This is a genomic window from Caldicellulosiruptoraceae bacterium PP1, from assembly GCA_041320695.1.
GTDB lineage: Bacteria > Bacillota > Thermoanaerobacteria > Caldicellulosiruptorales > Caldicellulosiruptoraceae > JBGGOQ01.
Genome location: JBGGOQ010000009.1, coordinates 22,727 through 45,453 on the forward strand (window position 1 = coordinate 22,727; position 22,727 = coordinate 45,453).

A 22,727-nucleotide genomic window follows, 5' to 3' on the forward strand; every position below is an offset into this window, starting at 1 on the left:
ACATCGTAACTATTGTGGTGATTAGATTTTAAATAAGGGTGGATACGAAATCCACCCCTGTTTAGTTTTAATTACCAGAAACTTGTTTTCTTATTTCAGCAAATTTCTTTTCTGCTTCTTTTAATTTCTTATTAAAGTCATCCCAACCAAGTTGTAAAGCCTTATTAGCTTTTGCCTCAATTTGTGCTGCAATAGCTGCTGGATCAGCTTTGCCTTGTCTTATTTGTTCATTTGCAGGGAAAATAACTTCCCAAACTGCTTTATCCCAACCTGGTTCTGTTTTGTAGAAGTCGCACTTAAATGTTTTGTCAAGGTTCTTAAGCATATATTTAATTCCACCTGGAACATAGCTTAATTTATCAAATGCTTTAATAACTCCTGGTGATGATGATGCAGGAACAAACCATTCTGGTGCTGGTTTACCCTTAGCATCTTTCTTAGAACCTAAATATTGAAGTCTTGCTGATATACCTTGTGTACCATATGACAACCATTTTAATAGTTGGAAAGCTTCTTTTGGATATTTAGCTGTTGCTAACATAAATGCATAGTCAGCATGTACTGGTTGTCTGTAACCAATCTTTGGATCGTTTGGCATTGGGTACATGTCAAATTTATATTTAAGTGTTTTTAGCCAACCATAATCCCATGTTCCATGGAATCCCATTAATACTTTGCCTTCTCTTAGAGCATCTGCATCTTTACCAAATTTCTTTTGGTAATCATCTTCTTTACCTTGTTTTCTTAATGCATCATTCTTTAAGTCATCTGATACAAGGCCAGGAACTGCTTTAAGCTCTTTCTGAAGTTTTATTGCAGCTGCCCAACCACCTGTTCTTAAATTAAATTTATGTTTAGATGGATCAAAACTCCATTGAGCAGTATTCTTATTTAAAACACCAGCCATTGTAGTATCGAATTCCCATAAGTGATTGATGCCAGAATATTCGTCTGTAGTAGCACTTTTTGCTAATTTTTTGAATTCGTCCACAGTCCAGTTGTATTTTGGTGCATCTAAGTTTAGCTCTTCTAATAAATCAAGGTTAACAACAAATGTGTTAAATTGTAACCATACTGGAACTGCATATGTTTTTCCGCCATACTTAAATGAATCAAGAATACTCTTTGGTATATATTTTGCTTCATTATCTTTTTGTAAAAATTCATCAAGTGGGTATACCCAACCTTGTGAAACAGGGTATGTTAAGCTTTCCCATGATATTACAATATCAGGAAGTTGTGCCTTTGAAGATACTTTAGCAGTTAAAAAATCATTTACATTGCCGTCATAAGTCAAGAATTTTACAACAATATTAGGATAAGCCTTGTTAAATAATTTTATTAATGCTGTTTTATCCTTTACATCCCAGTTCGCAACAGCAAGATATACTGTAGCTTTATTTGAGTTACTTGCTGCAAATGCATTTAGTCCTATGCCGAATGATAAAACAAATGAAACAATCAACAAGACAGCTATAAGTTTTTTCATTTTTCTCATAAAAATATCCTCCCTTTAAATTAATTTATTTTAATGAAATAAAGATTAAAAAAGATTTATATATTCACCTCCCTAATGGGATACTTTTTATTTAATGCCACACCACTGTTGCGGCAGCATAAGCTGGTAAGATATAAGTTAATGTTTTTGTTCCAAGTTTTATATTTACTTTTTTATTATCATTAGTTCTATTTGACATAATTAATACAACAGATTTATCTGGATTTTGGAATGCAACTGTTTCAAGTTTATCAGTATAATTACTTGATTCTATTCTATAAGCACCAGGAACAACAAATTTACTTATATGTCCCATAGTATAGTAATCTAAATTGTAAATAACTGAACCATCTTTTTGATTTATTTTTAGAACACCTCTACAAGTACTGTGTGAAAGAACAGTCGGCCCATTGTTCTCATCAAGTGCCATATTCCACCATACAACTGATTTAGCCCAATTCCTTGTTGACCTTATTACGTGCATCATTTGATCCATAAATGCATTGAAGAATGGTGGAACCCATTCACCACCTGATGCCTCTGTAAACCATATCTCTTTATTTGGGAACAAGTTATGAATATAAGTCATTGCCTCATGCTTTCCACCATAACAGTGCCAAGCTGAACCATCTACATATTTTGCAACCTCTGGATCACTTAGTATATAGCTTGCATAAGTTGTATTATCCCAATTGTGGTCATAAATTAAAATTTTAGTTTTAATATTATTCTTTTTGAATGCTGGTCCAAGGTAATTCTTTATAAAGTCGGCTTGTTCTTCTGCTGTCATTTTCATACCTGGATATTCACTCGGAACATATAAAGGTTCGTTTTGAGGTGAAATTGCATATATTGGAATGCCCTCTTTTTCGTAAGCCTTTATAAATTTTACAAAATAATCAGCAAAATCTTGATAGCAATCCTGCCAAAGACTCCCACCAATCATATTGTCAGATGTTTTCATCCAGCCTGGTGGGCTCCATGGTGTTGCCATTATCTTAAGGTCTTTATTTAGCTTCATGGCTTGTTTTATAAGAGGGATTATGTATTTCTTATCATGGTCTATTGAAAAGTGTTTTAATCCATGATCAGTTTGCCCTTCTGGCATGTCATCATAGCTGTATATCTTTGTTGTAAAGTCGCTTGCACCCATTGGCTGTCTTAAAAAACTAATACCAATGCCTTCCTTTCTGTCAAAAAGCTTTTTCATCACTTCATTTCTTTTTTCGGGTGTAAGCTTGTTATAGATTAGATAAGCTGATGCGTCTGTAAGAGAAGCTCCAAATCCATCCATAATCTGATACTTTTTATTTGTGTCAATGTTAACAGAATAAGAAACACTTGCATAGATATCCTGTGCTTTACTTAGATCTTGTTTTTTAAGCAAATTCTTTTGGTCAACAGTTGAAAGCCATAGTTCAACTGTCGAAGCTTGAGTATTTTCCACTTTTATCCCACCTTTTTTGACTTGATTTGTTGCAAAAGATTTTAATGACCAGCTAAATAAAAGTAATAAAGAAAGAATAAAAACTACAATGAAGTTAATCCTGCCATTTCTCATTATTTCACCACCAACTTTTTAATTATCTACAAGATTCACGAATAACTAATTTAGTGTTAATCGTGATGCTTGTTCCCGGTACAATCTTATCAATATTAGCTATTGAATCTACGACAGCTTTCCCAATCTTTTTATAGTTTTGGTTTACTGTTGTAAGATTTGGTACTATAAGCTCTGAAACTCCAATGTCATCAAAGCCTGTTATTGCTATGTCATTAGGTATTTTGAAACCCTTTTCACTAAAGTGTCTAATAGCACCCATTGCAACAATATCATTTACACACATTATCACCGAAGGTCTATCATCCAAATCTATAAAGTATTGTGCACCTGCCATTCCACTTTTTACAGTAAAATCACCATAATATATCCATTCATCTTTTGTTGATAGACCAAATTCTTCTATGTATTTCTTGAAATATTGCAACTTAGTTTCAGTTGCATTATTATTTTTAACACCTAATATCAGTCCAATTTTTCTATAACCTCTTTTGCAAATAAATCTAATTAGCTGTTTCATACCATCATTCTCATCTGTTTGAATATTGACAGTCCCAACTTCATTGTAAATACCGTTAATAGTTATGATTGGAATGTGATTATTAATATCTTTAAGTTCATCTATATGTTTTTTCTCAATGTTATATGTGGTAATTCTACCACCTATAAATACAATACCATCTACTTGTTTTTCTATCAGCGACCTTAGATATCTCGATTCCACTTCAAAGCTGCTCATAGAATTGCATAAAATAACGTTATATCCATGTTCATGAGCCTTTTTTTCAATTTCGAGATATATTTGCAAAAAGAATGGATTACTAATATCTGGCATAATAACGCCAATAAGTTTTGTCTCTTTTTTGATAAGACCTCTTGCCAAGGCATTTGGAACATAGTTATATTTTTTTATAACCTCAAGTATCCTTTCTTCCTTTTCTTTTTTAACCGGGCCACTCTTATTGAGAACCCTTGACACCATAGTTATTGATACGTTAGCCTCTTTAGCAATATCATAAATTGTAACCTTTTTCATGCTACATCCTCTTTAATTTTCATTACTAAAATTGAAATCCCTTTCACTTTTAATTATAAATATGTTTTGTTATATTGTCAACAATTTTTTTATGTTTATTTTTATTATTTTTTATGCATAATTTTTAGTTAAAGTTTTTAAGTATTTATTGTTAAATATATAACATAAGAACAATTTACATTTTCTAATAAAAACACTGCAACCCATTTCATTATTTATTTTGTTTAACAATACACAAAAGACAGCATAATATTTTCATGCTGCCTTTTTAATAATATTTAAAATCCAAGTAATGCTTTTTTATTTTCTAAGTAGTATATATAATTTTCTAATGGAACATCGGGCGGACATCTATGATCTATATGTGGTATAAAACCACCTTCGTTAATTATTGGTTCAAGTCTTTTTAGCTCTTCCAAAATCTCTTGTTTTGTTCCTTTCAACTTCATTTTGTTAACTCCACCCATAAATAGTATTCTATCACCATACATCTTTCTAAGTAAAACAGGATCTGTACCTGCATGAACTTCAACCGGAAACATGCATTTATACCCTGCTTCAAGCCACATTTCAACAATAGGTTTTATATCCCCATCGCAGTCAGTCCAGATTATATCCACACCATGTTTATTTAAAACTTTAGCAATTCTTTTATAGCGAGGTAGAAGTATTTCTTTAAACATTGTTGGTGAAATTATCGGCCCATTGTTAAAGGCTATATCTTCCCATCCACCTGCAAAATCAAACTCAATATCCATCAATGCCTTCTCCATCAAGGTGATTGTGAATTCTGTTAAATATTCTACCATTTCATCAATCAAGTCTGGCATATCATATAAAGCTAAAGCAAAGTTCTCAAAACCCATCCAATCTCTTATTTTCCCTACAATACTGCCACAGTAAATACCAAGTGGATAATCCCTATTGTTGTATTCATTCACAAGTTCAGGCCAATTAGGTGGGTATCTTTTTTGTATGTCTGGTATTAGCCTTTCTTTAAATGATTCCCAGTCAGCCTTATTTTTTATGGGATATTCAAGATAATGAGGTATGGTACTTTTCCCATCTTTTCTAATCTCACATTTAACACCTTCATTGTCAATAATAATTAGATGATTATTATTTTCACTAAGAACAGTGTATTCAAAAGATGGATCTAGTTCAAAATTAATAGGAACAGAATAATAGTTTTCTATTCCAAAATATTCATAAGCTTTTGCTTCATTATCAACATAAGTAGGTAAGCCCTGTTTATGCCATGTAGGTAGTGTTTCGTCCCAATAACCAAATTCGAAATTAGGTATCTTGTCTACATACTGAAAATGCATTGTTCTACTAAAGCGTTCTCTTAGAGATAAATTACTTAACCTTTTAGAAATAATTGAATTTGTCACGTTATTTCCTCCTTTTTATCTTGTACAAATTAAATCTTATTATTTTTTATTTAAAATATAAAGATTGTTTTTAATATATCTATAAAAATAATAATTTTTAGTAATTATTTTTTAATTAAGTTAAATAAATATATTGTATTATATTTATATAATTATATTGGAGATGAATGTTATGAAGTTTGGTGTATGCATTTCTAATTTTGAAAATGCAGTTTTTCTAAGCCAATTAGGTTATAGCTATATAGAGCTGGGGTTGCAAGAAATAGCTGATTTAAGTGATGATGAGTTTTTAAATCTTTATAAAGCTTGTCAAAGAAATCCTATAAAAGCTGAAGTTTTTAATAGTTGTATTAGAAGATATAATATTGTAGGACCAAATGTTGATTGGGATAATATAAAAATATACATAGCTAAAGCAATTCCAAGAGCATATCTTCTTGGAGCACAAATTATTGTTTTTGGAAGCGGTGGTGCAAGAAGAGTACCTGATAGATTTTCACGAGAGATTGCAAAACAACAGATTATAGATTTTTTAAAATTTATAGGTGATTTTTCAGCTAAGTTTAATATTAAAATAGCAATTGAAAACTTGAATAATAATGAATGCAATATATTAAATACAGTTGAAGAAGAACTTGAATATGTTGAGAAATGTAACCTCGCAAATGTAGGAGTATTAGCAGATTTCTATCACATGAGGGTTGAAAATGAAGATTTCAATGTTTTGAAAAAGGTTTCAAACAAGCTATTTCATGTGCATATAGCAAATAGCAATGGTAGGTTCTATCCTAAAAATATAGATGAAGATAATTATAAAGATTTCTTTGCTGTATTAAATGAAATTGGATATGATAAAAGAATAAGTATCGAAGCGAGGTTAGTTGCAGAAACCGATTATGAAAATGCTTTCAATGTTTTAAATATTTTTTTATAAAACACTACAATAATTTATATTTTATATGATAATCTTACTACAAGAATTTCTATTTACATATTAAATATATAGATTATAAAAACCATTTTCTACCTATATTCGCCAACCATATTTTCTATTTATTCGATTGAAATTCTTCTTTATTATTCTTCTATCATTAAATTAAAAACAGAAAACCTTCCTCTTGGTTTTTCTATTATTTACTTCCCAAGAAGAAGGTTTTTGTTATTTTTTATTATATTTAAGCAATATCATAAATACTTCTTATCTTAACCTGTTTCTTTAGTTCATCTGTTGTAATTCCTTGAGGTAGTTCACTCTTATCTACACATACAACCTTTTTAGTTCCACCTACTATATCAAAGTAGTTGTCATCAAAGACACAATCAAGGTTGGTAAGCATTAGCTCAACATATTTTGCATAATTCTGAGCTGATATTACAAACTCAAAGCAATTATCTTTTTCAACAACATCAACACTAAGTTTTGGATCTAAGAATTCATAATGTTTTGCTACAGTAAATAAAATTGTTCCAGAGCTTATAACTTTACCATTATCTTCAAGTTTATATTCAAAATATAATTTTCTCTTATCTTGGCTTGGTTGTAGATATTTACTGAAGTCAAGATTTACAAAGCATTTTGCTGTAAGTGGGGATATTTCAATTTCCTTTTCTGAGCTCTCAATAATCTTAGAATCTTGTGTCCTTAATGACCATGATAGTTTACCTGTGAAATTTTGCAAGGTATCATTTGTGACATATAAGTCAATTTTGTTATCATGATCTAACGCAGATGCTAATATAGGACTAAAGAATCTCTTTGCAAAGTAATGTAGTGCTTTCCATCTACCATAGTAATCAATACTTGCCCATGAAGCAACAGGCCAGCAGTCATTTAACTGCCAATAGATTGCACCCATGCATCTTCCTCTATTTCTTCTCCAGTGTTCAACACCATATTTTATAGCTTCTGCTTGTAAAATCTGTGATGTATATAAAAGTGAATCAAAATCTTTTGGGTATTTAAAGTTTTGAGATAGATAATATAGTATTTTACCATTAGCAGAACCATTTTTTTGGTGTTTCTCCATTACATAGGAGAATATATTTCTATCTTCAGGTAAAGTAAATGTTTCTATTGTCTTCAAACTTGGGAATGATTGGAATCCAAATTCAGATACAAATCTGAAATAATAATTTCTGTAATCAGTAAATGGTTTTAATCCATGCCATACATCCCAATAATGAACATCCCCTCTGTTTTCGTCATTCGGCTTGTCAAAGCCACCACCAGAAGAAGGTGAAGATTTCCAATAAAATGTATTTGGATCATATTTCTTAACAACATCTGGCAATATTATTTCAAACTGCTTAATATAGTCTGTTCTTAAATCTGCAGTTTTTGGGAAAGGCCAATCAGCCCAACCTACTTCCATTTCGTTATTACCACACCATAATCCTAAAGAAGCATGATGTCTAATTCTTTTAACATTGTCTATGGCTTCTTGAACTATGTTTTCAGTAAATTCTTCAGTCATTCTATAAACAGCACAAGCAAACATTAAATCCTGCCAAACAATGATACCATATCTATCACACAAATCAAAGAAATAATCATCAGGATAATATCCTCCACCCCAGACACGAAGCATATTAAAGTTTGCCTTAACACAGTCTTTAATAAGCCTTTCTGTACGCTCCTTGTTGCATCTTGCAAGTATATTATCCTCTGGAATATAATCTGCACCCATTGCAAAGATTGATATTCCATTTACGTTTATTTCAAAAGATTCTCCCCATTCATCTTTTTCTCTTTTGACAGTTAATGTTCTAAGTCCTATATTAAGGCTATTTGTATCAACCTTTTCCCCTTTATATTTTAGTATAACCTCAACATTGTAAAGAGGTTGGCTACCATATCCATTAGGCCACCAAAGCTCTGGTTTTTCAATATCAATACTTATGTGTGTGGTTTGTAGTGCTTCATTACATTCATAAGTTTTTTTTTCTCCACTTGGGTATGTTACAACTACTTCAATGTCAAATACATTATCATTAGAACAACATGCTTTGAATGATTCATAAGATACTCTAACATCTAAATTTACTTCTCCATTATTATGGTGCTGGGTAATATATACATCAGTTAATCTTCCATGGTTGTAGCCAATAATGTATATGTCTCTCCATATACCGAGGTCGGGCAACTTGGGGCCCCAATCCCAACCGGACATGCAATGAGCCTTTCTTAAATGAGGAAATCCGGGTATGCAATCTCCAGCACCCCAAAGTGGGTCTTCTTTGTGTTTCTTTTGCATAAATTTAGTTGGTGAATGAAGTATAATTTGTATTTTGTTTTGGCCTTCAACTAAATAACCTTTTACATCAAATTCATAAGTCCTATGCATATTATTTGTTTGAGCAATGGTGTTGCCATTTAGAATTATTGTTGATAACGTATCAATACCTTTACATACCAATAACACTTTATCACATTGAAGAAGACTATTTTCAACTGTAAATTCCCTTTTATATTCATAATCAAAGTCACATAATTTTAAAGCTATGTCTTCATTGTCACGATAGAAAGGATCCTCCATCTTCCCTGAATTTAATAAATCATTATAAACTGAACCAGGCACTTTTGCCTCTAACCATTCAGCTTGACTTATATTTCTCATCTGCCATGTTCCGTTTAAGTTAATAACCATTGGTATAAGCATCTCCTTTTTAAAAGTAATAATTTAAATTTTAACGCTACTAATATACATTTTATTAAGTTGATTATATAATATTATTGATTATATTAAATAGACTATTAAGACTTTGTTTTTAAAAAATGTCTAAAAATTTAAACGAGGTGTTTATATGGACAAGAAACAATGTTGTTATTATGATAATGTGGATATAAAAATATCTTTAGGAAATATAATAATAAACATACTTTTAATCTCTTACGAGGCTCCAAGACCTACGTGGGGGTATAAAAACCATTTTCATAGTGGATATGAATTGCATTTTATACCATCTGGCAATGGAATTTTAAAAGTTTTTAATAATCAATATAAAATTGAACCTGGCACATTTTATTTAACTGGTCCAAATGTCTATCATGAACAGATTGCAGATGATAAAAATCCAATGAGTGAATTCTGTATTAATTTTGAAATTAAGCTTTCTAAAAGCTACTATAAGAAAAACGAGCCTGAAATTCCAAATGAAATTAATACAATATTTGAAACATTAAAAAACACAAGTTTTTGGTTTGGAATTGATGAATTTTCATCAATTTCTTTATTTGAAAATATCTTTTTTGAATTTGAAAACAACCTTATAGGATATTATACATATATAAAAAGCCTTCTTACACAAATAATAATTAATGCTGTTAGATGCTTCTCAAGTAATAAAAAATCGTCATATCATATCCCACAGAAAATATTAAATGATGCAAGAAGGCGTGTTGTTGACGATTTTTTTAGAAATTTTGATAAAAATATTTCAGCAAAAGAACTTGCCGAAATGATTGGTGTTACACAAAGGCAACTAAGTCGAATTATGCAAAGTTATTATTCAATGACATTCAAAGAAAAACTAAATTTAACTAGATTAGAGGAAGCGAAAAACCTGCTTATAAGCACAAATATGCCTATTAAAGACATAGCTGATAAAACAGGTTTTAATTCATTAAGTTATTTTGTGAGGGTTTTCAATAGATACTATAATATCTCCCCAAAAGAATTTAGGATCAAATCAAAAGCTGAGAAGGAAAAAACTTAATCGGCAGATTTTCTTACAATTAAATCAGCAGGAAGAACAATATGTTGGTTTAAAACCTTTTTACCATCTAACATATCCTTCATCAAATTAACAGCAGTAATTGCAATAATATCAAGGGGTTGTCTAATTGTTGTCAATGATGGAACATTGGCAATATTAAGACTATAATATTCAATATCATCAAAGCCAATTACCTTTAATTTATCAGGAACATTTATCCCTAAATCCTTAGCTGCCAAAATTGCAGCATAAGCCATAAGATCTGATGATGCAAATATACCATCTACATCATATTTTTTTAATGTTTTTAAGCAGTTTTCATATGCTGGTTGCATCATAAAATTTCCATATATCACCATATTCTTATTAAAAGGTATACTATTATCTTCTAAGGCTTTTTTAAAACCTTCAAATCTTTCAATTGCCTCAAAATGATTTTTAGGCCCGTGTATATGTATAATTTTTTTGCAGCCTTTTTGTATAAGGTATGATGTTGCTTTATACGCACCATTAAAGTTATCTATATTAATTGTAGGAATTGATTTTAGCTTTTTGCTTGATTGTATAAGTATTGTAGGGATATTTTGGCTTATTAACATTTTCAGGTGCTTGTTATCAACATGTGCATACCCTACAATCAAAACCCCATCAACTTTCCCAATCAAAAATCTAACATAATCGAACTCCTTCGAACTATTGCAAAATAACACCCCATAGCCACTCTTTATAGCTGCTTCATTTATTCTTAATGATAACTCTCCAAAGAATGGTCCAGCAATCTCTTGGGATATTACTGCTATTGTATTTGTTTTCCTTGATGCAAGGTTTCTTGCTAACATATTTGGTGTATAATTTAACTTATCAATAGCATCTAATACAAGCTTTTTTGTTTTTTCACTAACAATCTCTGGATTATTTAAAACACGTGATACTGTTGCTATAGATACCTTTGCTTCTCTTGCTACATCTTCTATTGATGCCATCTTACCTACCTCTGTTTATTTTTTTGAAATTTAACAATATAATAATATCATATAAAGTATGAAAATTGCCAATTAGAATTTCAATTAAATTAACTAATTATTTTGTTGACAAATATTTTTAAATATTTTATATTTGAATTGAATATTTTCATTATGTTTTGTAAACGCTTACATATGATTTTATTATATAGTATTTTATTTAAAGGGGAGTTTATTTATGGATAAAAGTTTTATTCACAACAAGGATCTATCAATAGAAGAAAAGGTTGAAATACTTCTTTCCCAAATGACATTAGAAGAAAAAGTAATGCAGCTTACAAGTGTTTGGTCTTTTGAGGTTATGGAAAACAAAGAGTTCAGTCACCAAAAAGCAAATGAACGCTTAAAGTATGGTATTGGTCAGATTACACGTCTTGCAGGAGCTACAAATGCAAGTCCAGAAGTTGTAGCAAAACTTGCAAATCAAATTCAAGATTTTCTTGTTAACAACACAAGGCTTGGAATACCTGCAATAATACACGAAGAAGCTTGTAGTGGTTTTATGGGTAAAGGGGGAGATGTATTCCCACAAGCAATTGGTGTATCTTGTTCCTGGAACCCAGATGCTGTTTATAAAATGGGAAATGTAATAAAGTCTCAAATGAAAGCAGTAGGAGCTCATCAAGCGTTAGCACCTCTATTAGATGTTACAAGGGATGCAAGATGGGGTAGAGTTGAAGAAACTTTTGGTGAAGACCCATATCTTGTTGCAAGCATGGGAATAGCTTATATTAAGGGACTACAAGGCGACAATATAAAAGATGGAATAGTAGCAACAGGTAAACACTTTGTCGGCTATGGTATGACTGAAGGTGGTATGAACTGGGCACCATCGCATATTCCAGAAAGAGAATTAAGAGAGGTTTATTTATTCCCATTTGAAGCAGGTGTTAAAGAAGCTGGCCTTTTATCTATCATGGCTGCATATCATGAAAATGATAGTATTCCTCTCCATGCTCATGAATATTTACTAAATAAGGTTTTAAGAGATGAATGGGGATTTGATGGTATTGTTGTTTCTGACTATTTTGGTATTAGAATGCTTTGTGAATATCACAAAATTGCTAAAGATAGAGATGAAGCTGGCAAAATTGCACTTGAATCTGGTGTTGATATTGAACTCCCAACAATAGAAAGTTATACATTAAAGCTTGTTGATTTGGTTAAATATGGAACACTAAAAGAAGAGTATCTTGATAGAGCAATTAGAAGAATTCTTAGACTTAAATTTATGCTTGGTCTTTTTGAAAATCCATTCATTAATACTGATGAAACAAAGAAATATTTTGATGTACCAGAATTTAAGCAAATAGTATATGATGTTGCTAAAGAAAGCATAGTTCTTCTTAAAAACCAAAATAACTTTTTACCATTAAAAAATAATTATAAAAAGATTGCAGTAATTGGTCCAAATGCAAATGAACCAAGAAATATGATAGGTGATTATTCATATCCTTGCCATATAGAAACTCTACTACATGCAAACACAACATTAGGAACGGTTGTCCCTGATGCAATTGAGGTTGAGCAAGTAATGGATACAATTCAGACAATGTATAAAGCTATTTCTGAAAAAGTTCAACCTGATGTAGAAGTAAAATATGCAAAAGGTTGCGATGTTTTGGGTGAATCAAAAGAAGGTTTTGAAGAAGCTATCAATTTAGCAAAAGAAAGTGATGTTGTGATACTCTGCGTTGGTGATAAAGCAGGCTTGATGCCAGACTGCACTTCAGGTGAATCAAGAGATAGGGCATTTTTAAATTTACCTGGTGTTCAAGAGGACTTGGTTAAAGAAATATATAATGTAAATAAAAATATTGTTTTAGTATTGATAAACGGAAGGCCTATTTCAATTGATTCAGTAGAGAAATTTATTCCTGCAATTGTTGAAGGCTGGCTACCGGGCGAAAAAGGTGCAGATGCAATTGCAGATATAATATTGGGTAATGTAAATCCAAGTGGTAAGCTTTCAATAACATTCCCAAGAACAGTAGGGCAAGTACCAATGTTCTACTCAGTAAAACCATCAGGTGGAAGGTCAAATTGGCATGGTGATTATGTTGAGGTTTCTGTAAAACCACTATATCCGTTTGGATATGGACTTTCTTACTCAACATTTGAGTATTCTGACTTTGAAATAACTCCAAAATACCTACGCCCAAATCAAAGCATTAAGATAAAGCTAAAGGTTACAAATACATCTGATATTGATGGATATGAAACTGTGCAAGTTTATATTCAAAATGTCAGAAGTATAATTGCAAAGCCTGTAAAACAACTGAAAGGATTTAAAAAGGTATTTATAAAAGCACATCAAACAGTTGATGTTGAATTTGAGCTTTTTGCTGACCAATTTGTATTTTTAGATGAAAATATGAAAAAGGTATTTCATCCAGGTATAGCTAAAATAATGGTTGGCTCTTCATCACAAGATATACATTTTGAAGAGGAAATCAATTTAGTTGGTGAAAAAACATATGTTGATGATATAAAGCATATGTTTAGTAAATAGTCTCAAAGTACACTAAAAAGGGGATTTCTAAGAAAGTAGAAATCCCCTTTTTTATTTCTTTTTTTCACTTATATAAAGAAGTAATAGTGTTAATAATGATAGTATTAACGAAATAATAACAATAATTGTTTCTGCAATCCCTTTTCTAAACCATATTAACCATATACCCGAAAACACTACTACAGATGAAATAGCAGATAAAAAAACTGATTTAATTTTCATTTTTATATTCACCCATTAAATTTCATCCACTCTATGGCAAGCCACAAAATGTCCTTTTGACTTTTCTATAAGTTCTGGTGATATATTACATCTATTATCAGAATATAAACATGCATGTATAAAAGGACATTTTTTATCATCAGGAGTTCTTTTTGGAGCATCATAAGATTTAAGCTTTGGTATTTCTCTATTCCTTGAAATCTCAGGATCTGGAATAGGGCTTGAATTTATTAACACCTTTGTATAAGGGTGTAGAGGCTTTGATATAATATCATTACTTGAACAAAACTCTACAATTTTACCACCATACAGAACTGCTATATTTCCCTTTTCAGCGGTAAAATACCTTGCAGCACCAATATCATGGAGTATTAATATTATAGTTATATTTAGCTTGTCATTCAAGTCCTTCAAAAGTTTAATAATTGATGCTCTTAATGACATATCTATCATACTTATTGGTTCATCAGCAATAATAATTTCTGGGTTTACAGTTAAAGCTCTTGCTATTGCAAGTCTTTGCCTTCCTCCACCAGATAGATGGTGTGGGTATTTATTAAAGAAATACTCTGCAGGTGTCAGTCCTACAGTTTCTAAAAGACTCTTGGTTTTTTTATAAAGCTCATCTCCCTTCAAACCTTGTGCCTTTTGTAAAGGGTCAGAAATTATTTTAAATATACTTTTGCTGGGATGGAGCGATGCATAAGGGTCCTGATGAACATACTGTATTTTTACTCTTAAATCTTTATATTGTGATCTTGATAAGCTTTTGATTGGTTTATCATACCATAAAATCTCACCATTTGTTGGCGTCTCTAAATTTGATAATATACGAGCCAAAGTGGTTTTTCCCATACCACTTTCCCCAATAATTACCAGCCTATCACCTTTACCTATCTTGAGATTTATCCCATCTAATGCAAGTTTATAAGTCTTTTTTATTCTACCCTGTGAGAATACCTTATTTACATTTTTAAGCTCTAATACTGTGTTTCCCATTTTACTTTCCCCCCTTGCCTACTCATAATAAAAGCATGCTACTTTAGAACCTTCAACATCAATCATTGATGGTATCTCCATTTTGCATTTTTGGTTAGTATACTGGCATCTTGGATGAAATCTGCATCCACTTGGTGGATTTAGTAGGCTTGGTGGATCGCCAGGGATACTTTTTATCTTATCAACATCTGATGTAATTGACATTATTGAATTAACAAGACCATTTGTATAAGGATGCTTTGGTGCTTTAAATATTGACATAACAGGTGAGCATTCAACCATGCATCCACCATATATAACAAATATATTATCTGCAAGCTCTGCAGCAACTGCTATATCATGTGTAACAAATATTAGAGTTATATTAAGCTGCTTTTTTAAATCCTTTAATAGCTGAATAATATGTGCCTGTGTTAAAACATCAAGTGCTGATGTAGGTTCATCTAATATAAGTACCTTTGGGTCTAACAAAAGAGAAAGAGCAATTAATACCCTTTGCTTCATACCACCAGATAACTGCATTGGATAAGCATTAAGTATTGTCTGTGGGTCAAGTCTTACTAATTTTATCTTTTCTGCTGCTTTATCATATAACTCTTGATTTGTCCACTTCAAGCCATGTGCTTTTATTGTATCCCGAAAATGGTCTATTATCTTCATTGTTGGATTTAATGATTGCTGAGCAGCTTGAGGAACAAGTGCAATCTCTGACCATCTAATCTTTCTCAATTCTTCGTTTGTCATTGTTAGTATATCTTTACCTTTATAAAGCACCTTGCCTGATACAACACGTCCATTTGGTGGCAAAGTTCTTGTAATTGCTTCAATAACAGTACTTTTCCCTGAAGCACTTTCTCCAACAATAGCTGTTACACTATTTTCTTGTATAGTGAATGAAACATTTTCTGTTGCTTTTATTGTTCCTTCACGAACTAGGTACAAAGCTTTTAAATTCTCAATTTTTAATAACTCTTTCATGTCATTCATGCCCTCGCAATTTTGGATTAAATACTTCTTCAATTCCTTGAGCAAGTAAAATACCGCCATAAATAAGTAGTACTATATTGAGTATTATAAAGAATGGATAATGAAAGCCTTTTGGTGTATATAGTGCACCAGCTTGATATAATGAGTAATTTAGCATTATTCCCCAATGTGTTGAATCAAACTTTGCAAGTCCCAAAAACATAAGCCCAATTGTAAATTCCATTGCTCCTTTAAGTTGTGTAATAAAATTCACAAATATGTATGGCATTATAAGAGGCAATATATCACTAAAAAGGATATATCTAAGTCCCATATTTAGCATTTTGGAGCTTTCAATAAATTCCTTTGATTTTATTGATAAAACCTGTGCCGATACCTGTTTTGCAAGTGGAGCCCATAGCCATGTTGCAACTATTAGAGCAACTTCAACTGCATTTAGCTTTGTATTAGAGAAAATTGCTGCAAGTATCAGTAAGGCAGGAAAAGATGGTATTACCAAAAATACTGTAATAAATGCATCAACTACTTTTCCTAAGAATCCTTCTAAGTAACCTTTTAATATTCCTATAACTGTTCCAATTGTAACAGCAAAAAAACTTGCAAGTAATGTAAGGCTGATTACCGACCTTGAACCATGAACTATTTGAGCAAAAATATCAATACCAAAATAATCAGTACCAAATAAATGCTTTAGTGAAGGCTTTTGATATCTGTTTGCAAAATCTGAATTCATATCTAACTTTATTATCAATGGCCCTATTGTTGCCATTAAAATAAAAAAAAGTGTAATTATCAAGCCGATTAACGCTTTTTTATTTGAAGTCAATGGTTTTATAACATTATAAAAAAATCCACTTTTATTCTTCATTTTATTTTAACCTCACCCTTGGATCAATCATTGCGTATAATAGTTCTGCTATGAAGGTGGTGATAATAACACCTATAACAATTAATGAAAATAACCCAGTAAGTAACCCGAAATCTCTAAAAGCAATAGCTTTTCCAAAATAGAATCCTATTCCTGGATAATTAAATATTGCCTCAACTAAGGTGTGTCCACCTAACATATATCCAATAGTTATAGCTAAACTTGCAACTAATGGGAGCATGGCATTATTCTTTATATACTTATTTGCTATTGTAGAATCTTTAAGCCCTCTAATTTGAGCGAATCTAATGAAATCTTCTTCCATAACCTGTGAAGTATTACCTCTCATAGCAAGAGTCCATGCAGCTATTTGTGGTATTGCAGTTGCAAGTAAAGGCCCTATTGCATGATGTAAAACCTTTATTATGAAATTAATTGAAAAAGATGGTTCTACATCTATTGGATAAGCTCCACCCAATGGAATAATTTTTAACTGAACTGCACCTACAAACAATATTAAAACAGCTAAAACAAATGGAGGAATTGCTTGAATAATACTTGAAACTGCTGATATTACAATATCAATAATTTTCCCTCTTTTTTGAGCTGAAAAAGCACCTAAATAAATTCCAACAAAAAAACTTATAAATGTAGCTAACGATATAACAAACAATGTCCAGGGTAGAGCTTTTGCTATAATTTCATTCACACTTGCTTGATAGTATGTCGAATATCCAAAATTACCTTTAAGTAAATTTGTTGTGAATCTAATATATCTTGTAATTAATGATTCATTAGGATTAATACCCATCATTTGATGAGCAATTTCAAGTGCTTTGTCAATCTCCATATTTCTTTGTTGGGATATTGAAACAGCCAGGCCGTAAGCGGGGTCGCCTGGCATCTTGTTTACCATTATAAACACCCCGCTTAAGGCCAAAAGTAAAACCAAAGCAAGATAAACAACTTTATTTAATATATATTTCACTTTTTACCCTCCGGTTTTTGACTTATTTACTCTTTAACTTTCCTTCGGTAATTAAATAATTATATACTCTTTCAATTCCACCTGGTGCAAGTGACCAAATAGCATCAGTTTTAGATGGCCAACCAGTTATTCTTGATTCTGAATAATAAATTGGTAGTATTTTTTCAAATAGAGGAACAACTGGTAAATATTCATTTGTGATATACGCAAGTTTTTGAACAACTGCTATTGCTTTTTGTTGATTATTTGCAACATCTCTTAACTCTTCAGTTAAATCAAATGGAGATAATTTACCCCATGGTGTATCATATTTTACTTTTGCAGGGAATCCTGTAATATTAGCAACATCTGCTTGATATAGTCTTTGGTATCCTGTGTAAGGATTTGCATATCCCCACCAAGCTGAGCCAAATTCTATTGCACACTCATAGTCTCCGCCTTTCATAACTTGGTCTCTCATACCTTCTGGTATTAACTTCATTTCTACTTTGAAACCAAAGTTATTTAGTTGTTGAGTTAATTCTCTTGCTGCAAGAACCCAGTCATTATGTGGGCCATAAACTGAAAGTGTAAATTGAACTGGTTTGCCATTTGGATAGTACCACTGATTTCCTTTCTTTGTGTAACCAGCCTTTGTCAATATGCTTTCAGCTGTTTTTGCATTTGTTTTATATTGAGTCATCTTTTTTGTAGTATCAGCTGTAACCCAGCTACTTTCCATACTTCTTAAGATACCAGTAAAGTAATTGTCAGCATTGAATGCCTGCCATACAGATACATCTCTAACCTTTGCTTTATCTACTAAAAATGCTATTGCTTTTCTTAGGTTAATGTCTTTAAAAGTATCTTTTTTGAAGTTAAACACCAATGCTATCTCTGAAAGATCTGAAACTGTTTTTATCTTTAACTTTGGATTTAGAAGTTGTAATTGATCTACAACATCTTTTGGCATTGAAGGATGTGCTGCGTCTACCTCTCCTGAAATGAGTGATGCCCAAACAAATTCATTTGATGACCATCTTCTGAATACTATTCTTTTGATATTTGCTTTTGAAGCATTCCAATAATACTTGTTTAATGTTAAAACCATTTCTGATTGTGATATCTTTGTAGGCTCAAATGACCCAACAACAACCATCTTCTTTAACTGTTTGTATGGTTGAAAATCATTAATCTGTTTTCTCAAAGCATTTGATTTTGAATCATAATCTTTCTTTGTTTTATCATCAACAGTTTTGCCTGCTTGTTGTGTATAGAATATTTGTTTACCTAAATTAGCAACCTCTTGAGCCTGTTTTAACCATTTTGAATATATATGACTTGGTGCTAATGACCCCATTGCTGCATCTGTAAGAATAGTATGAACAAATGATTGAGGAGCATCCTTCCATAAGGTAAATTCAACTGTATTGTTATTTATAGCCTTAACTGTCTCAATCTCATATGGCCATTGCCACATTGCTTGGATAAATGCTATTGAAGATACAACGTCTTGAGCTGTAAATTGTTTACCGTCACTCCACTTAGCATTTTTTCTTAAAGTAATTGTAACTTTACCTTTTTCAATTTTCCATGATTCAGCAAGTCTTGGAATGTATTCACCTGTTTGTGGAATGTAATAAGAGAAAGGCTCAAAAGCAAACCACCAAGCTCCACCAACTGCCCCTGCTCCAAATGGATTGCCATGGAATGGATAAGGCCAATCTGTAGCAAGTTTAATCTCCGAAACCTTAGCAGTGGATGCAAATGCAACACCTAAACTTGAAAATAATAAGGACACAATTGCAATAACAACAACCAATCTTTTTGTAAATTTACTCACATTAACTCCCTCCAAAAAATAATTTTTTGTTTTAAATAATCTCAACAAAAATGAGATTATTTAATAAGTAAAATATGTTACTTTTGCTGTAACTACTTAAATTATAATATATATTTAAAAATGTGTCAATTTATTTTTATTTATTTTTAAAGTTATTTGTAACTTTATTATTTTGATATGTTTAATGATTTTCTAAAATTAATTCTACAAGATATTCTTATATCTTCTGTTGGGTCATCAGGATTATTTATTTTTTCAATAAGCCTCTTTACCGCTCTTTTACCATAATATGTTCTGTCAATATGAATCATTGAAAGGGATGGTTTAAAGTATCTTATCATTTCAGTATCATCAAATCCTAAAATGCCAATGTCCTTAGGGATCTGATATCCTAATTCTTTTATAAAATTTGCTGTTAATAATGTGGATAAATCACTTACACAGAAAAATGCTTGAGGTAGATTTTTTAGGTTTTTAATAAATTCAATAATTTCTGGTTCTGGATTTTTAGTAAAATCTTTAAATCCATCAACTTTACAAAAATCTAAATTAACTTTAAGATTTGACTCTTCATATGCTTGTAAAAAGCCCTGCCATCTTTCCTTATAGCTTGGCGAACAACTAATATCTCCAATAAATCCAATCTCGTTATATCCTTTTTTAATTAGATATCTTATAGCCATACGGGTTGAATTTATATTATCAGTGTTTATTGTATCAATGTTTCTGTTATCTACCCTATGGTCAACTAATACTATGGGTATTTCATATAATGCAATTTTTTCAATAACGTCTTCTTCCATTTTGGAAAGAATAATAAGACCTTTTAAATTGTCTTGGTTTAAAAATTGTTCAAGATATTCTTGATTCTGATCACTATAGCAGAAAAGGGTAAAATCATAGCCTTCAATTCTGATTGAATTTTCAATTGAATATAAAAGTGTGCTAAAGAAATGTGGATCATTTAGAACAATATTAGAAACGAGGAGGCCAATATAGCCTCTCTCTTGTTTCTGTTTTACTTTATAACCCATTTCATACGCTTTGTTTATTATCATTTCTCTTGTTTTTTCTGATACACCTGGTTTATTAGATAATGCTATTGATACAGCATTTTTAGATATGTTTAATTCCCTTGCAATATCATCTAATGTAACCTTCTTTTTTTTATACTTCATAGAAAAAACTCCCTTAATACTTTTTAATCAAATTTTAAATCTTTTTTACTAACCTTTGCAACACCTATTACTGTATCAGCACCACCATAATATACCCAGATCTCATCTCCTACCTCTGCTTGCCCACAACTAAATACAACGTTATTAATGTATCCGTTTATCTCCCAATCAAGTTCTGGTTCTAAAATGGGTTCACTTTGTCTTGATAAAATCTTTGTTGGATTGTTTTTGTCAAGTAGTAGAATCCCCAATCTGTAAACATTTTTTTCATCAGCAGCATGATAAATAACCACAAATCCGTCTTTTGTCTCAATTGGAGGTCCTGCGACACCTACTCTTGCACTTTCCCAAGTATTTGGTCTTGTTCTTACAAGTTCCACATGGTCATCCCACTTCAACATATCCTCTGAAAAAGCTAACCACATGTTAGGGTATCTTCTATGAAACAACACATATCTACCATCAATCTTATTAGGAAACAATGCTGCATCTTTATTAGGCTCATCAAGTGCAACACCAATTCTATCCCATGTAATTAAATTTTTTGATTTTGCTATCATTATCCTATAATCCCCATCAAATCTATCCCCAAAACCTGTATACGTCATATAAAATGTATCATCTATTTGAGTAATTCTTGGATCTTCAATACCCCTTCTTTCTTGGTCACATACTGCCTCCATTACAGGTCTGTCAAATCTGAAAAAGTTCAGACCATCTGCTGACACAGCATAGCCTATTTTAGAAATATATCTACCATATCTTGCATGCGGTGGTAAGTCTGTAGCTCTGTAAAGAACGTGAAAAAGCCCTCTATGATAAATTACCGCAGCATTAAAAACAGCAGAACTTTGCCATGCATCTTCTTTCTTTGGTTCTAATATCGGTTTTTCGCTTATTCTTGTAAGTTTAATCATAGATTTTCCTCCTTAAAATTTGATTTTATCAACCTCAATTGCAGCTACACCTATGCATGTATCACATGCCCCATAATAAACATATAATGTATCATTAATAACACATTGCCCACAACTAAAAATTACATTAGGAACAAGACCTTCTTTTTCCCACAAGAGTTCTGGCTCAATAATTGGCTCATCTTGGCGTGCAATCACCTTTGATGGGTTATTTTTATCCAATAATGCAGCCCCTAATCTATATGTGTTTTTTTCATCTACACCATGGTAGATAAGTAGCCATCCATCATTTACAAGTACTGGCGGGCCTGCAATCCCAATTTTCTTAGAATCCCATTTCCCTTCCCTGGGTTCCATAATAATGTTGTGGTCATACCAATTCTTTAAATCATCTGAAAAACATATCCATATTGAAGGTGGACGTCTGTGAAAAAGCATATACTTTCCATTTACTAACTCCGGATGTAAAGCGGCGTCTTTGTTAGGCTCGTCAAGTAAAACTCGACCTTCGCTCCAGTTTATAAGATCTTTGGATTCCCTTAACATTATTCTGATGTCTAACCAACTTCGGCCTCCAAATCCTGTATATAACATATAAAATGTATCATTTATATATGTTATTCGCGGATCCTCAAGTCCCCAATTTTCCTGTTCCATATCTCCAACAAGCAATGGTTTATCAAATCTTTCAAAATTAATACCATCTTTACTTTTTGCATATCCAATTGAAGATGTAAATTTGTATTCCTCCATTGGTTCTTCAGTATCTAAGACAAATCCATTATCTGAGGCTCTGTAAAATAAATGAACGTACCCTTGATGATAAATAACACCTGCATTAAATACTGCAGCCTTTTCCCAGTTGTTGAGGTTTTTTGCTTCAAGTATTGGCTCATTAGTTAATCTTTCAAGTTTAATCAAATTATCTCACCTCATGAAGTTAATAAATATATTCTCTATCGTGGATAATTTGATTATAAAATATTGGCAAGTTAAAATCAAGTTAT

General features: G+C 31.6%; 18 protein-coding genes. 3 read left to right on the forward strand and 15 right to left on the reverse strand.

Going from position 1 to position 22,727, the window contains the following annotated elements; genetic code table 11:
• Positions 1-67: 67 nt before the first annotated feature.
• The 4 genes from ACAG39_10145 to ACAG39_10160 all read right to left on the reverse strand — a co-directional run bounded on the left by ACAG39_10145 (position 68) and on the right by ACAG39_10160 (position 5,489).
• Positions 68-1,498, reverse strand: a complete 1,431-nt coding sequence (locus ACAG39_10145; GenBank protein ID MEZ0537591.1) for an ABC transporter substrate-binding protein — start codon at positions 1,496-1,498, stop codon at positions 68-70.
• A gap of 91 nt (positions 1,499-1,589) precedes the next feature.
• Positions 1,590-3,059: a glycoside hydrolase family 30 beta sandwich domain-containing protein gene (locus ACAG39_10150; GenBank protein ID MEZ0537592.1), complete on the reverse strand. Its 1,470-nt coding sequence runs from the start codon at positions 3,057-3,059 to the stop codon at positions 1,590-1,592.
• Between the two features lie 22 nt (positions 3,060-3,081).
• On the reverse strand, positions 3,082-4,095 hold the full coding sequence (locus ACAG39_10155; GenBank protein ID MEZ0537593.1) for a LacI family DNA-binding transcriptional regulator: 1,014 nt from the start codon (positions 4,093-4,095) through the stop codon (positions 3,082-3,084).
• Positions 4,096-4,373: 278 nt separating this feature from the next.
• Positions 4,374-5,489, reverse strand: a complete 1,116-nt coding sequence (locus tag ACAG39_10160) for a uroporphyrinogen decarboxylase family protein (GenBank protein ID MEZ0537594.1) — start codon at positions 5,487-5,489, stop codon at positions 4,374-4,376.
• A 172-nt stretch (positions 5,490-5,661) separates the two neighbouring features.
• On the opposite strand from ACAG39_10160, the gene ACAG39_10165 reads away from it, so the two are divergent.
• The gene (locus ACAG39_10165) at positions 5,662-6,423 is read left to right on the forward strand and encodes a sugar phosphate isomerase/epimerase family protein (protein ID MEZ0537595.1); all 762 of its coding nucleotides are present in this window, start codon (positions 5,662-5,664) and stop codon (positions 6,421-6,423) included.
• 241 nt (positions 6,424-6,664) lie between these two features.
• Here the strand turns inward: ACAG39_10165 and ACAG39_10170 are convergent, their stop codons facing one another.
• The gene (locus tag ACAG39_10170; protein MEZ0537596.1) at positions 6,665-9,136 is read right to left on the reverse strand and encodes a glycoside hydrolase family 2 protein; all 2,472 of its coding nucleotides are present in this window, start codon (positions 9,134-9,136) and stop codon (positions 6,665-6,667) included.
• A gap of 157 nt (positions 9,137-9,293) precedes the next feature.
• Between ACAG39_10170 and ACAG39_10175 the strand changes: the two genes are divergently transcribed.
• Positions 9,294-10,205 (forward strand): AraC family transcriptional regulator, encoded by a 912-nt coding sequence (locus ACAG39_10175; protein ID MEZ0537597.1) that lies wholly within the window; start codon positions 9,294-9,296, stop codon positions 10,203-10,205.
• Here the strand turns inward: ACAG39_10175 and ACAG39_10180 are convergent.
• Positions 10,202-11,188, reverse strand: coding sequence for a LacI family DNA-binding transcriptional regulator (locus tag ACAG39_10180; GenBank protein MEZ0537598.1), 987 nt, complete (start codon positions 11,186-11,188; stop codon positions 10,202-10,204). The genes ACAG39_10175 and ACAG39_10180 overlap by 4 nt on opposite strands.
• Before the next feature lie 217 nt (positions 11,189-11,405).
• On the opposite strand from ACAG39_10180, the gene ACAG39_10185 reads away from it, so the two are divergent.
• The gene (locus ACAG39_10185; GenBank protein MEZ0537599.1) at positions 11,406-13,739 is read left to right on the forward strand and encodes a glycoside hydrolase family 3 N-terminal domain-containing protein; all 2,334 of its coding nucleotides are present in this window, start codon (positions 11,406-11,408) and stop codon (positions 13,737-13,739) included.
• Positions 13,740-13,790: 51 nt separating this feature from the next.
• Here ACAG39_10185 and ACAG39_10190 read toward each other — a convergent pair whose 3' ends face one another.
• The 9 genes from ACAG39_10190 to ACAG39_10230 all read right to left on the reverse strand — a co-directional run bounded on the left by ACAG39_10190 (position 13,791) and on the right by ACAG39_10230 (position 22,641).
• A complete protein-coding gene (locus ACAG39_10190) occupies positions 13,791-13,961 on the reverse strand; it encodes a hypothetical protein (GenBank protein MEZ0537600.1) in 171 nt (56 codons plus the stop codon).
• 15 nt (positions 13,962-13,976) lie between these two features.
• Positions 13,977-14,960 (reverse strand): ABC transporter ATP-binding protein, encoded by a 984-nt coding sequence (locus ACAG39_10195; GenBank protein ID MEZ0537601.1) that lies wholly within the window; start codon positions 14,958-14,960, stop codon positions 13,977-13,979.
• An 18-nt stretch (positions 14,961-14,978) separates the two neighbouring features.
• Entirely contained in the window at positions 14,979-15,938 is a 960-nt protein-coding gene (locus ACAG39_10200) for an ABC transporter ATP-binding protein (GenBank protein MEZ0537602.1), read from the reverse strand.
• 1 nt (position 15,939) lies between these two features.
• Positions 15,940-16,815, reverse strand: coding sequence for an ABC transporter permease (locus tag ACAG39_10205; GenBank protein MEZ0537603.1), 876 nt, complete (start codon positions 16,813-16,815; stop codon positions 15,940-15,942).
• Between the two features lies 1 nt (position 16,816).
• Positions 16,817-17,803 carry an ABC transporter permease gene (locus tag ACAG39_10210; protein ID MEZ0537604.1) on the reverse strand — a complete coding sequence of 329 codons (987 nt, stop codon included), beginning with the start codon at positions 17,801-17,803 and terminating at the stop codon, positions 16,817-16,819.
• 22 nt (positions 17,804-17,825) lie between these two features.
• A complete protein-coding gene (locus ACAG39_10215; GenBank protein MEZ0537605.1) occupies positions 17,826-19,583 on the reverse strand; it encodes an ABC transporter substrate-binding protein in 1,758 nt (585 codons plus the stop codon).
• 209 nt (positions 19,584-19,792) lie between these two features.
• Entirely contained in the window at positions 19,793-20,803 is a 1,011-nt protein-coding gene (locus ACAG39_10220) for a LacI family DNA-binding transcriptional regulator (GenBank protein MEZ0537606.1), read from the reverse strand.
• A 23-nt stretch (positions 20,804-20,826) separates the two neighbouring features.
• On the reverse strand, positions 20,827-21,720 hold the full coding sequence (locus ACAG39_10225) for a glycosidase (protein ID MEZ0537607.1): 894 nt from the start codon (positions 21,718-21,720) through the stop codon (positions 20,827-20,829).
• A 12-nt stretch (positions 21,721-21,732) separates the two neighbouring features.
• On the reverse strand, positions 21,733-22,641 hold the full coding sequence (locus ACAG39_10230; GenBank protein MEZ0537608.1) for a glycosidase: 909 nt from the start codon (positions 22,639-22,641) through the stop codon (positions 21,733-21,735).
• Positions 22,642-22,727: the final 86 nt, after the last annotated feature.